Below are 12593 nucleotides of genomic sequence, written 5' to 3' on the forward strand. Positions count from 1 at the left end.
CACACAAGCCCGAGGGTGACGAGCGGTGGGTGGGGTGGTGCAGTTGTCCACTGATGGCTCCCTCACTCTCACGCCCTCCTCTTAAGGGGGGAGAGAAGCAATAGAGTCGCAACGCCTGCGCCAAACGCCCCCCTCACATCCCCCGAATGACCGAAGCCGGCTCCACCAGCTTGCGGTAGAGATGCCAGGTGGCATGGCCGAAAATGGGCAGCACCACGGCCAGGCCGACAAAGATCGGCAGCGAGCCGAGGAAGATGCCGAACCCGACCAGCAGGCCCCAGGCAAAGAGCGGCACGCGATTATAGAGGACGGCGCGGAACGAGGTTTCCACCGCCACATAGGCGCCCACATCGCGGTCGAGCAGCAGCGGGAAGGCGATGACGCTGGTGCAGAGCACCACGATGGCGAAGAGCGCGCCCAGGGCCGTGCCCACCAGGAGCAACGTCGCCCCTTCGGGGCTGGTGGTCACCTGGGTGAACAGGCCCGCCAGCGTATCGGGCGGGCTGGACCCGAAAAGCCCCTCATAGAGCGCCTGGGCAGCGGTCAGCCACAGGGTGAACAGCACGAAGAGCATGACGCCCACGGCCATGATGCTGCCGATGGCGGGGGAGCGGAACACCGCCATCGCATCGCCCCAGCCCGGGTCCTCCCCGGCCTCGCGGCGGCGGGAGATTTCGTAGAGGGGCAGGGCGGCGATGGGCCCGAGCAGGGCGAAGCCGCCGATCAGGGGATAGAGCAGCGGCCAGGTGTGGAAGCCGTTCATCCAGATGGTCAGCACGATGCCGATGATCGGATAGATCAGCATCAGGAGGACATAATGGCTGGGCTTGGCGGAAAAATCGGCGATGCCGCTGCGCAGGACCTCGCCCAGGTCGGCCATATTGATGGTGCGGATCACCGGCATGTCGAGCTTGTCGCCGGCGCCGGCCATGATGTGAATTCGGGCCATAAGGAGCACTCCTCCGAAAGGAGGTCGCAAGGGAAAGGCCTGGCGTGCCCCGACGCGAGACGCAGAACCTGCGACCGCTGAACAGGTGCGATATTACGCCGCAGGCCGGGCGCTGTCGCCCCCGGCCCGCAAAAATGTGATCGGGCCGAGGCGTCAGGCCTTGGCCAGCGCCTGCTCGATATCGGCGATGATGTCGTCGATATGCTCGATGCCCACCGAAATGCGCACCAGGTCTTCGGAGACCCCGGCCTTTTTCAGCTCCTCGGGCGAGAGCTGGCGATGGGTGGTGCTGGCCGGATGGCAGGCCAGCGACTTGGCATCCCCGATATTGACCAGGCGCAGGATCATGCCCAGCGCGTCGATGAAGCGGGCGCCCGCTTCCTTGCCGCCCTTGATGCCGAAGGACAGGATGCCCGAGCCGGAACCCCTGGAAATCTTCCGGGCCGTCTGGTGATAGGGGCTGTTGGGCAGGCCGGCATAATTGACCCATTCCACCTTGGGATGGTTCTCCAGATATTGGGCGACCTTGAGCGCGTTCTCGCAATGGCGCTCCATGCGCAGGCCCAGCGTTTCGAGACCCTGCAGGATCAGGAAGGCATTGAAGGGCGACAGCGCCGCCCCGGTATTGCGCAGGGGCACGACGCGGGCCCGGCCGATAAAGGCCGCTGGGCCGAGGGCCTCGGTATAGACGACGCCATGATAGGAGGGGTCGGGCTCGTTGAGCATGGGGAAGCGGGCCGCATTGGCCTTCCAGTCGAACTTGCCCGAATCGACGATCACCCCGCCGATCGAATTGCCGTGGCCACCGATATATTTGGTCAGGGCATGCACGATGATGTCGGCGCCGAAATCGAAGGCGCGGGTGAGATAGGGCGTGGCCACCGTATTGTCGACGATCACCGGCACGCCATGGCGATGGGCGATTTCGGCGATGCGCTCGATATCGACCACATTGCCGGCCGGATTGCCGATGGATTCGAGGAAGACCGCCTTGGTCTTTTCATCGATGGCCTTTTCGAAACCCTCGTAATCGTCGTGGCTCACCAGCCGGGTCTCGATGCCCTGGCGCGGGAAGGTGTGGACGAACAGGTTATAGGTGCCGCCATAAAGCTGGGAGATCGAGACGATATTGTCGCCGGCCTGGGCGATGGTCTGGATGGCATAGGTGATCGCCGCCATGCCCGAGGCCAGGCCCAGCGCGCCGATGCCGCCTTCCATCTCGGCGATGCGCGCTTCCAGCACCGCCGTCGTGGGGTTCATGATGCGGGTATAGATATTGCCCGCGACCTTGAGGTCGAACAGGTCGGCGCCATGCTGGGTATCGTCGAACGTATAGGACGTCGTCTGGTAGATCGGGACCGCTGCCGCCTTGGTGGTGGCTTCCGATTCATAGCCGTGATGGAGGGCGATGGATTCGAGTTTCATTATTGGCTCCCTTTGTCACTCGCGCCGCCACCCTCGGCCGGGAGCCCCGAAATGACAAGGCGCGGGAGGGGCAAGCCGTCCTCTCCCGCGCCTTGGTTTTGGAAGGTTGTTCCGCCGGTCATGGGCGGCTCGCGCCCACCCGCCGCGTCACCGAGCCCGTTCACACCTCGTAGCGGTCCGAGGGATCGTGCTGGGGCCGGTAGATAAAATAGTCGAAATGGGCCGGGCTGGCCGTGCCGTTGAGGTCATGGGCGGCCATGCCGACAAAGGCGCCGGTAAAGCTGCCATGGGCCTGGTGGCCGCCGCATTCGTCCGAAAGGATCGAGGCGTCGAGCACCGGGCCGATGGCTTTGAGCGCTTCGCCCTCCATGGCGTAGAAGAATTGCAGCTTGCGCCCGCGAATGGTCAGGGCCAGCCTGACCTTGCCCGTGGCCGGGATCTGCACCGGCTCTGCCGGGAAGCGCAGCTTGCCGTCCGGCCAGCTCATTTCCGAGCTCATCAGCAGCAATTCGCGCTGCCCGTCGGAATGGGCCGTCACCGCCAGGTAGAAGAAATTGTAGCGGCTGTAATAGGCGGTGAGCCCCGCCATGGTGCGCTCGTCGGTCGCCGCGAAATCCACGACCGTCTCGGCATCATAGGAGAAATGCGTCTGCCGCCGCGCCACCAGGGCCTGCTCGAACCAGGAGCCGATGCTTTCGCGCCCGAACAGGGTCAGCCTGCCATTCTCGGCCTTGAAGATGCGCTCGGTTTCCGGCGTGCGCAGCCATTGGAAATCCTGGTGCAGGCCGTTTTCGAACGTATAGCGCTGCTCGGCCCAATATCTGGCCTCGTCGCGCGTGCCCGGCACCTCGACATGCAGCGAGGGCACCGGCCCGTTCTTGACATAGAGCCAGTCGTCCTCGCCCCAATAGGCTTCCTGGATGGCGGTTTCGCGGCCCAGCACGCAGCGGCGTTCCTGGGTCGTTGGCCGGCCGGCGAGATGGACCAGATAGGTCCTGCCCTCCGGCGTCTCGACGATATCGCCATGGCCGGCGCGCTGCAGGGCGGCCAGGGGCGCGTCCTTAGAGGTCAGGATATGCTGGTCGGGATGGGTCTCGTAGGGCCCCTCGATATGGCGCGAGCGGGCGAAGGTGCAGGCATGGTCATAGGCGGTGCCGCCCTCGGCCGTGAGCAGGTAATAATAGCCGTTGCGCTTATAGAGATGCGGGCCCTCGACCAGCTTGAGATCGGTGCCCTGGTAGATGTTCTTGACCGGCCCGACCAGCTTGCCGGCCACCGGATCGAATTGCTGGAGCGCGATGCCGGCAAAGAGCAGGGGCCTCGTGCGGTGGTCCCACAGCATGTTGACGAACCACTTCTTGCCGTCATCGTCATGGAACAGGCTCGGATCGAAGCCCGAGGAATTGACATAGATCGGGTCGCTCCAGGGCCCTTCGATACTGTCGGCCCAGACGATGTAATTATGCGCGTCCTTGAACGAGCCGTCCTTGCGCTTGACGTCGGTATAAACCAGCCAGAACTTTTCCCCGTCATGGGTGAGGCAGGGCGCCCAGACGCCGCAGCTATCGGGATCGCCGCGCATGTCGAGCTGGCTTTTGCGCGTCAGCGGCCTTGTCACCAGCTCCCAGTTCGCCAGGTCCTTCGAATGATGGATCTGCACGCCGGGAAACCATTCGAAGGTCGAGGTGGCGATGTAATAATCGTCGCCCACACGGAGAATCGAGGGATCGGGGTTGAAGCCGGGCAGGATGGGATTGGTGATCTGGGGCATGGGTAGGCCTTCTATTCTTCTCCCCGTCGGGGAGAAGGTGGCGCGCAGCGCCGGATGAGGGGGATGGCCCGGCACGCTCGGGGGACGCCTTGAGCCCCCCTCACCCGTCTCGGGCTACGCCCGATCCACCCTCTCCCCGAGGGGGAGAGGAATGGCGCCGAGCACTTGGCGTCAGACGAACCGGTTGACCAGGTTTTCGAGATATTCCTGGCGGCCCGATCTTGGCTGCGGATTAATGCCATCGGCATGAACCCTGGCGGCGATGTCGGCCAGGCTCAGCTTGCCGCCGAGAATGTCCTTGCCCAGGCCATTGTCCCAGCCGGCATAGCGCGCATCGAGCAATTTATCGAATTCGCCGTCCTCGATCAGCGCCACGGCGCCCTTGAGGCCACGCGCCAGGGTGTCGAGCCCCAGGATATGGCCATGCAGCAGGTCTGCCGGATCGAGCGACTGGCGGCGCACCTTGGCGTCGAAATTGAAGCCGCCCTTGCCCAGGCCCCCCTGCTTGAGGATGTAGTAGAAGGCCAGGGCCATTTCGCCGGCATTGTTGGGGAAGTGGTCGGTATCCCAGCCCGATTGCAAATCGTTGCGATTGGCGTCGACCGAACCGAGCATGCCCAGCGAAGAGGCGACGGCCAGTTCGTGCTCGAAGGAATGCCCGGCGAGGAAGGCATGGCCGACCTCGATATTGCACTTCACCTTCTTTTCGAGCCCGTATTTCTGCAGGAAGCCGTAAACGGTGGCGACGTCGTAATCGTATTGGTGCTTGCTCGGCTCCTGCGGCTTGGGCTCGATCAGGATCTGGCCCTTGAAACCGATCTTTTCGGCATGCTCGATGACGAGGTGCAGGAAGCGGGCCATCTGGTCCTGTTCCTGGCCGATCTTGGTGTTGAGCAGGGTTTCATAGCCCTCGCGGCCACCCCAGAGCACGTAGTTCTCGCCGCCCAGTTCGTTGGTCAGCTCCAGCACGGCCTTCACCTGGCCGGCGGCATAGGCGAAGACTTCCGGATCGGGATTGGTGGCGGCGCCGGCCATATAGCGGCGGTTGGAGAAGAGGTTCGCCGTGCCCCAGAGCAACTTCTTGCCGGTCTCCTGCATCTTGGCGGCCAGAATGTCGCCGATGACGCGCAGGTTCTTGTTGCTCTCTTCGAGCGTCGCGCCTTCGGGGGCCACGTCCACGTCGTGGAAAGCGTAGAAAGGCACGTCGATCAGGTTGAAGAATTCAAAGGCCACGTCGGCCTTGAGCTTGGCGCCGTCCATGCCCTTGTCGAACCAGGGGCGGTCGAAGGTGCGGCCACCAAACGGGTCGCCGCCTTCCTGGGCGAAGGTGTGCCAATAGGCGATGGCCGGACGGATATGGTCTTCCATCCTTTTGCCGGCGATCACTTCGTCCTTGTTGTAATGGCGATAGGCCAGCGGATTGCGGCTTTCCGGGCCTTCATATTTGACCTGGGAAAGGCCCTTGAAAAAATCGGTCACGAACGTGCCTCCTCGATGGCGGGGTAAAGGGCGCGATAGCGCGCATATTGATCGGAATAGGCGGCCGACAGGGTCTTGTCGGGCGCGATAATGGTCTTGATCGGCGGCATGGACATCACATCCACCGGGCTGGCGCCGGTAGCGGCGCAGAGGCCGAGCCGGGCCGCGCCCAGCGCGCCGCCGAAATCGCCGTCCTCGGGCAGGGCGATTTCCATGTCGAGATTGGTGGCCAGCATTTTGAGCCAAAGCGCAGACTTGGAGCCGCCACCCACCGCCAGCAGCCGGTTGATGGAGGTGCCCGCATCGGCCAAAACGCGCTGGCAATCGCGCATGGCGAAAGTGACGCCTTCCATCACTGCCTGCGCCATCTGGGCAGAATCGGTCGACTGGTTGAGGCCAACAAACGAGCCGCGCGCATTGGCATTGTTGTGCGGGGTGCGTTCGCCGGAGAGATAGGGCAGGAAGATCGCTTCGCCCGGCCCCTTGAACTGGGCTTCGGCTTCGCCCGACAGCTCGGCCTGTTTCCTGCCGGTGATGCGGGAGAGCCAGTTGAGCGAATCGGTGGCCGAGAGGATGACGCCCATCTGGTGCCAGGTGTCGGGAATGGCATGGCAGAAGGCGTGCACGGCCCCTTCGGTATTGGGGCTGAACCTTTCGTTGGAAACGAACAGAACGCCGGAGGTGCCGAGCGACACGAAGCCTTCGCCGGGCCGGATCGCGCCGATACCACAGGCAGCGGCGGCATTGTCGCCGGCGCCACCGGCAACGAGTACCGGGCCACTCATGCCCCAGCGGGCAACATATTCTTGCCTGAGCTGTGCGGAAATGGCCGAGCCTTCCACCAGAGCCGGCATGTGCTCGCGGCTGAGCCCGGTGACGCCCAGCAGCGCATCCGACCAGTCGCGTTTCGCCACGTCGAGCCACAGCGTGCCGGCGGCGTCGGACATGTCTTCGACATGCTCGCCGGTCAGCAGCAGGCGCACATAGGCTTTGGGCAGCAGCACTTTTCTGATCCGGCTGTAAATCTTCGGCTCGTGCTTGCGCACCCAGGCGATCTTGGGGGCGGTGAAACCCGGCATGGCGATATTGCCGGCAAGCTCGCGCAAGGCGGGCAGGGCGGCTTCCATCTCGCCGCATTCGGCGGCGGAACGGCCGTCGTTCCACAGGATGCAGGGCCGCAGAACCTTGTCATTCTCACCCAGCAGCGTCGCGCCATGCATATGGCCGGAAAGCCCGATGCCTTTCACTGCCGCCAATTCGCGCGGATGGCTCTGCTTGAGCTTGTCGATGGCGCCCAAAGTGGCATCCCACCAATCGGCAGGGTTCTGCTCGGACCAGCCGGGATGGGGCCGCACCGGCTCGATGGCCGGCGCCGAGGCTTCGCCCAGCGCCTTGCCATCCGCGTCGATCAGCAGCGCCTTGACGCCGGATGTGCCGATATCAATGCCGAGAAAGGTCATGAGGCACGTACCTCATCTGGCTGCGACAAAACCATGTCAAACTCCTCCCTCGCCCCGTTGGGGCAGCGCCTCTTTGCGGAATGGCGCTTCTTAGCCGAGATTGTCGCGCAGGAAAATCCCAATTTCAATGCTCTTGAGCGGCCCATCGGGACAAATCGCTTCGGTGGAGCGATTTGGGCGCGGCAGGCCCTGAGCTGCGCTCGAATGGCCCGGATACACCACGCACACGATTGGCCGCGCTATCCAATGCATCGGTTCTTTCCACCCTCCCCCTTGAGGGGAGGGTAGCGCAGCTTGGCCGATAGGCCTAGCGAAGCTGGGGAGGGGGTTCAGAAACCCTGGCAGGCGCCGGCATTATCGGAAACAGCGCCCCCTCCCGAGCGCCGCTAGGGTCTTCGCGGACCAAGCTCTGCGTGCCCTCCCCTCAAGGGGGAGGGTGGATCGGCCGCAGGCCGGCACACGGAAATCACCGCAGATTGTCCCGCAAGAAAATCCCGATCTCGATCGGATCGGTCGCGGCGCTGCCCGATGTGCCCAGGGCCAGGGCTCTTGCTGCCGAGATCGCTTCGCGGATTTCGCCGTCCGGGTTCTGGTCCAGCACCACGTCGATGGCGCCGCCGATCAGCCCGGCGCGGGTCGGCATGGTCAGTTCATGCGCGATGACGCGGATTTTGCCGGCCCGGCCCGAGGCGTCCAGCGCCGCGACCAGCCCGCTATTGCCGGCGCCGAGATTATAGAGCCCGGCGAGATCGGGATGGTCGGCCAGCAGGGTCTCGACGATGGACGCGGTTTCGCTGCGCTCGTCATGGCCTTCGAGCGGCCCGATAATGGTGAGCGCGGGAAACTCCGCCTTGAGCGCGGCTTCGAACCCGTCCCGGCGCTCGGCATGGTCGCGCAGATGCAGCGAGCCGGCAATGAGCGCCACCTTGCCGCCGCCAGGCAGGAAGCGGCCCATCAGCGAGGCGGCGGTGCGGCCGGCCGCGACATTGTCGATGCCGATGAAATTGCGACGGGCCGAGCCGGGCAGGTCGGAAACCAGCGTCATCACCGCGATGCCGCGCCGATGCGCCGCGTCCACGGCGGCGATCACGTCCGGCGACTCGCCGGCGACGATGACGGCGCAATCGCAGGCCCGGGCATCCAGGGCATCGAGGCTCCGCGCCAGCCCGGCGCTGTCCAGCGGCTTGATGCGCCGCGTTTCGAGATGGATGCGGTCGGCCAGGGCCTGGCCGAAGCGCCGGGACACGGCATCGGCCAGGCTGTCCATGAATTCGTTGGAGCCGTCGGGGATGAAGAAGACCACGCTGAGATCGCGCGCCCGCGCCATCAGCGAGGCATTGAGATCGCGCGAAAAGCCCAGGCTCTTTATCGCCGCCTCGACCTTTTCGGCGGTGGCGGCCCGCACGCCCGGGCGCCCGTTCAGGACCCGATCCACCGTGGCCAGGGACACGCCGGCCTCCCGCGCCACGTCATGGACAGTTGCTCGTCGCTTCACGCCCTCGTCCACCTGAAGTCTTTTCCCGCCCCTGTTCGCGGGGCGCTCCACACCCGCGAGATCATCCCCGCGAGAGCGGAGATCGCTGTTTACACACACCCTCCGGAACGGAGGCTCCCGCCCGCGCGGGGACGATGTCGAGGCCGAAGCCGCCTCGCCGCCAAGTCCCCCGCACACTTGTTGGCCATGGCCAAAAGGTCAAGTGCAGCGTTGCAGCGGGCCGCCAATAGGTCTACAGCTCCGCGCCGGACAAGCGGGAGGGTCATCATGGCGGTCAGTGTTTCAACCTTCGGGGATTATCGCGGCAACCGGGTCGACCAGTTCCGGCTGACCAGCGATTCGGGGGTCAGCGTCGATCTCATCTCCTATGGCGTGGTGGTGCGCGACTGGCGGGTGCCGGTGGCCGGCGGCGAGCGTTCGGTGGTGCTCGGCTTCGAGCAGTTCGATGCCTATCCCGCTCATAGCCCGCATTTCGGCTCGCTGGCCGGCCGTGTCGCCAATCGCATCAAGAATGCCAGCTTCGAGCTCGACGGCGTCACCTACAAGCTGCCGCCCAATGCCGGGAACCTGCAATTGCATGGCGGCGAGGAGGGGCTGGGCCGCCAGGTCTGGAACGGCCAGGTGGACAGCGCCAACAATGCCGTCCGCTTCACCCATTTTTCCCCCGACGGGGCCATGGGCTATCCCGGCAATGTCAATTTCGCCGCCACCTATACGCTCTCGGGCAATCGCCTGCGGCTCGAATTGACCGCCACCACCGACCGGCCCACCCCGATCAGCCTGGTGCAGCACCAATATTTCAACCTGGGCACCAGCGACACCGTGCTGGACCATTCCATCCAGGTCAATTCCAGCGCCTATACCGAACTGGGCGCCGATCTCGCCCCCACCGGCGCCATCCTGCCCTCCGCCGGCACCATCTACGACCTGCGCCAGCCGCGCACCATGCGCGACGCCAATGGCGCGCCGATCGACTACGATATCGGCATGGTGCTCGATACCGGCCGCAAGCATGCCGACCCCATCGCCAGCGTGATATCCCCGGAAGGCGATATCGGGCTTAAACTGTGGAGCGACCGTCCCGGCGTCCAGGTCTATAACGGCGTCTGGACCGATGTGCCGGTGCCCGGCCTCGGCGGCAGAAAATACGGCAAGCATTCCGGTTTCTGCCTCGAAGACCAGAGCCCGGCCGATGCCGTGCACAATCCGCATTTCCCCAATGTCATCCATTCGCCCGATCGGCCCTATAGCCATTGGTGCGAATTCGAGATTGCGTGACGCTCAAGGCTAACAGTCTGCCAACCATAAGGCGCTCGCGCCCATCTCGACGCTCACAGTCTGCTGACATATTCAGGCGGATGTGAACGCGATTCTGCATGCTCCCCGGACAAGGAGGGAGCGATGAAGGCAAGGACATGGACAAGACCGAACGCCTCTTTTCCATCATGGATGCCCTGCGCCGGCACCGGCGTCCGATCACCGCCGCGGCCCTGGCCGAAGAGCAGGGCGTCTCGGTTCGGACGCTCTATCGCGACATCCAGACCCTTATCGGATTGGGCGCGCCCATCGATGGCGAAGCGGGGATCGGCTATATGCTGAAGCCCGGATTTTTCCTTCCGCCACTGATGTTTAGCCCAGAGGAGCTGGAGGCTCTGGTGCTGGGTGCGCGCTGGGTGGAGACCCAGCCGGACGACGGCCTGGGGGCCGCTGCCCGCAATGCCCTGGCCAAGATCGCCACCGCCTCACCCGAGGACCTTCGCGATCGGATCAGCGACACCGCGCTCTGGCCCGTCGCCATCTGGGGCCAGCGCCAGCCCATCCCCGTCCTCGGCGATATCCGCCTCGCCATGCGCCAGGAAAAGGCCGTGCGCATCGATTACGAAGACGTCGAAGGCCGCTCCTCCAGCCGCACGATCTGGCCGGTCGGGCTGGCTTTTTATGAAGGAAAACAAACGATTGCCGCCTGGTGCCTGTTGCGGCAGGCCTTCCGCAATTTCCGCACCGACCGGATTATCTGCCTCACCATCACCGAAGAGCGCTATGGCAAGCGCCGGGCGGCGCTCGAGCGCGAATGGCGCGACAGCTGGGTCCATGACCGCCGCTACAAGGGCGGCAGCGACAGCTAAATCATTCGCGCATAAAGACTTTCAGGCCGCGTATTCTCATCCAGCCGGAAGCGGTGATCGGCCGGCGGATGTGCCCGCTGTCCACATTCCATGCGCGGACAGATCCGGCAGCCCACCCCGATCGGCACGGCCTGCTGATCGTTGGAAAGGTCGATACCGTCCGAATAGATCATTTCCCGAGCATGATGGATGGCGCAGCCCAACCCGATCGAGAGGTAGCGCCGAGGGGCGTTATAGCGGTAGTCGCCCTTGGTGATGGTGCGGGCGATACAGAAATAGCGTTGTGCGTCAGGCATTTGGCTGACCTGAACATTGATGCGCTCCGGCGCGAGGAACGCCGCATAGACGTTCCAGCGCGGACAGGCGCCGGAATGGCGCGGGATATGAATGCCCGAGAGCGAAAAGCGCTTGGAGATGTTGCCGGCAATATCGGTCCGCACCAGATGCAGCGGAATGCCGCTCGCGCCCTTGCGCTGCAAGGTCGTCATGCGGTGGCAGACCTGCTCGAAGCTGGCCCCGAATCGCCGCCCGATGCGCTCGATATCATAGCGAAAATCCCGACAGGCCTTGAGAAACGGCGCATAGGGCATGATCAGCGCGGCGGCGAAATAGGCCGACAGCACATTGCGCGCAAGGGCCGGCGCGTCGCCATCGGGCAGGCCGGATTCCTGCACAATCTCCGCGATTTCCGCCCCGGCTGCCAATTGCCCAACCTGTTGCGCCAGAAGGAAATTCGCCGTTTCGGCCGGCAGAAGGTCGGAGAGCAGGATTTGTCGCCGCGCCGGATCGAGCTGCCGGGCAATGCCATGGGGCAGGGAGGCCAATTGCACATCCAGGCCGAAGACATTGAACAGATAGGTGCGAATGCCGGCCTCGAACGTGTCGCCGGAGCCATGGATATCCCCGCCGATCCGTTCGGCGCTATCCTCAAGCCCGGGAAAGTAATTGGCATTGGACTGGAGGAAATCAGAAATCGCGTCGGTAGCCAGGTGAAAAGGTTCGGCTTCACCCGGCATGGGCGCGGCGGCGCCGTTCGACGCCAGCAGGCGATAGCGATCATAAAGCAGGAGCACCGCGCGGGCCGCCGCCGGGTTGGCATGGGCCAGGTCGCGAATCTCGAGATTGGTGAGGTCGCTGTCGGCGAAGAGATCGTCGCCGAAGGCTTCCATGAGATCGCCGGCCAGCCGCCCCTCGTCGCCATCGACCAATTCGCCGGGCTCGACGCCGAAATGACCGGCAATGGCGAAGAGCAGCGGCACCGTCACCTTGCGGCGATTGTGCTCGATGAGATTGAGATAGCTGGGCGAAATGCCGAGGGCCTGCGCCAGGTCCGCCTGATTCAACCGCTTCTGGCGCCGCAGGCGCTTGATCCTGCCGCCGATCCGGCCTGCCGACACCTCCATCCCACCCTCCCGATTTACAGGATTTACCAACCCGCCGCCCAATATTGACTAGAGATTTACAGCTTTACTCGGCCTGTATCCGTTATTTCTTGCACATCGCGTCGCTTTGTCAAATCTTTACATCAGCAAGGAGGTTCCGATGACGGAGCAAGACAAGCAACGCGACGAATACATCACCATCATCGCGCCGACGGCCAATGATGCCATGGCGCAGTTCAAGGCCCGCGGCCTCGATATGCTGGGCTATGCCATTGCCGGCCGCATCGGGCGGCATCGCTTCACCCTGGTGGGTGGCGAAGACGCGCAGGAATTGTTTTCCGGCGCCGGCATGATTGCCGCCACCTTCAGCCGGAAGGTGGCGGGGTAGCCGATGCGTAGAGATTGAGGCCCGGCCATTCGCGCTTAGCGCTCCTGGCCTTCTCACCTGAAAACGATCCACTGGATCGTTTTCGCGGCTGCGCCGCCGGCGAGAAGTGTTCCACGTG

The 12593-nt window shown here is 64.1% G+C and carries 10 protein-coding genes; 3 read left to right on the forward strand and 7 right to left on the reverse strand.

Going from position 1 to position 12593, the window contains the following annotated elements:
- Positions 1-133: 133 nt before the first annotated feature.
- The 6 genes from A3840_RS12305 to A3840_RS12330 all read right to left on the reverse strand — a co-directional run bounded on the left by A3840_RS12305 (position 134) and on the right by A3840_RS12330 (position 8579).
- Complete coding sequence (locus tag A3840_RS12305; RefSeq protein ID WP_067457046.1) at positions 134-949, reverse strand: DUF2189 domain-containing protein; 816 nt, start codon at positions 947-949, stop codon at positions 134-136.
- Positions 950-1102: 153 nt separating this feature from the next.
- A complete protein-coding gene (locus A3840_RS12310; protein WP_067457049.1) occupies positions 1103-2374 on the reverse strand; it encodes an O-acetylhomoserine aminocarboxypropyltransferase/cysteine synthase family protein in 1272 nt (423 codons plus the stop codon).
- Between the two features lie 160 nt (positions 2375-2534).
- Positions 2535-4145 carry a glycoside hydrolase family 43 protein gene (locus A3840_RS12315; protein WP_067457052.1) on the reverse strand — a complete coding sequence of 537 codons (1611 nt, stop codon included), beginning with the start codon at positions 4143-4145 and terminating at the stop codon, positions 2535-2537.
- 171 nt (positions 4146-4316) lie between these two features.
- Positions 4317-5624 (reverse strand): xylose isomerase, encoded by a 1308-nt coding sequence (xylA, locus tag A3840_RS12320; RefSeq protein ID WP_067457055.1) that lies wholly within the window; start codon positions 5622-5624, stop codon positions 4317-4319.
- The gene (xylB, locus tag A3840_RS12325) at positions 5621-7084 is read right to left on the reverse strand and encodes a xylulokinase (RefSeq protein WP_067457058.1); all 1464 of its coding nucleotides are present in this window, start codon (positions 7082-7084) and stop codon (positions 5621-5623) included. Before xylB ends, xylA begins: the two co-directional genes overlap by 4 nt.
- Before the next feature lie 466 nt (positions 7085-7550).
- Positions 7551-8579: a LacI family DNA-binding transcriptional regulator gene (locus A3840_RS12330; protein WP_067457131.1), complete on the reverse strand. Its 1029-nt coding sequence runs from the start codon at positions 8577-8579 to the stop codon at positions 7551-7553.
- 267 nt (positions 8580-8846) lie between these two features.
- Here A3840_RS12330 and A3840_RS12335 point away from each other — a divergent pair, with 267 nt between their 5' ends.
- On the forward strand, positions 8847-9857 hold the full coding sequence (locus A3840_RS12335) for an aldose epimerase family protein (protein WP_067457061.1): 1011 nt from the start codon (positions 8847-8849) through the stop codon (positions 9855-9857).
- Positions 9858-9994: 137 nt separating this feature from the next.
- Positions 9995-10705, forward strand: coding sequence for a helix-turn-helix transcriptional regulator (locus tag A3840_RS12340; protein ID WP_067457064.1), 711 nt, complete (start codon positions 9995-9997; stop codon positions 10703-10705).
- On the opposite strand, the gene A3840_RS12345 is transcribed toward A3840_RS12340, so the two are convergent.
- The gene (locus A3840_RS12345) at positions 10702-12108 is read right to left on the reverse strand and encodes a helix-turn-helix domain-containing protein (RefSeq protein WP_067457068.1); all 1407 of its coding nucleotides are present in this window, start codon (positions 12106-12108) and stop codon (positions 10702-10704) included. The genes A3840_RS12340 and A3840_RS12345 overlap by 4 nt on opposite strands.
- Before the next feature lie 139 nt (positions 12109-12247).
- Between A3840_RS12345 and A3840_RS12350 the strand changes: the two genes are divergently transcribed.
- Positions 12248-12475, forward strand: a complete 228-nt coding sequence (locus A3840_RS12350; protein ID WP_067457071.1) for a hypothetical protein — start codon at positions 12248-12250, stop codon at positions 12473-12475.
- Positions 12476-12593 lie beyond the last annotated feature (118 nt).

It is taken from the genome of Devosia elaeis (assembly GCF_001650025.1).
Taxonomy (GTDB): Bacteria; Pseudomonadota; Alphaproteobacteria; order Rhizobiales; family Devosiaceae; genus Devosia; species Devosia elaeis.

What these genes read in the sequence shown, in the direction of transcription:
- xylB (WP_067457058.1), bottom strand. Translation starts at nt 7,084, where the DNA reads ATGACCTTTCTCGGCATTGATATCGGCACATCCGGCGTCAAGGCGCTG.
- A3840_RS12315 (WP_067457052.1), bottom strand. Translation starts at nt 4,145, where the DNA reads ATGCCCCAGATCACCAATCCCATCCTGCCCGGCTTCAACCCCGATCCC.
- A3840_RS12335 (WP_067457061.1), top strand. Translation starts at nt 8,847, where the DNA reads ATGGCGGTCAGTGTTTCAACCTTCGGGGATTATCGCGGCAACCGGGTC.
- A3840_RS12305 (WP_067457046.1), bottom strand. Translation starts at nt 949, where the DNA reads ATGGCCCGAATTCACATCATGGCCGGCGCCGGCGACAAGCTCGACATG.
- A3840_RS12350 (WP_067457071.1), top strand. Translation starts at nt 12,248, where the DNA reads ATGACGGAGCAAGACAAGCAACGCGACGAATACATCACCATCATCGCG.
- A3840_RS12345 (WP_067457068.1), bottom strand. Translation starts at nt 12,108, where the DNA reads ATGGAGGTGTCGGCAGGCCGGATCGGCGGCAGGATCAAGCGCCTGCGG.
- A3840_RS12340 (WP_067457064.1), top strand. Translation starts at nt 9,995, where the DNA reads ATGGACAAGACCGAACGCCTCTTTTCCATCATGGATGCCCTGCGCCGG.
- A3840_RS12310 (WP_067457049.1), bottom strand. Translation starts at nt 2,374, where the DNA reads ATGAAACTCGAATCCATCGCCCTCCATCACGGCTATGAATCGGAAGCC.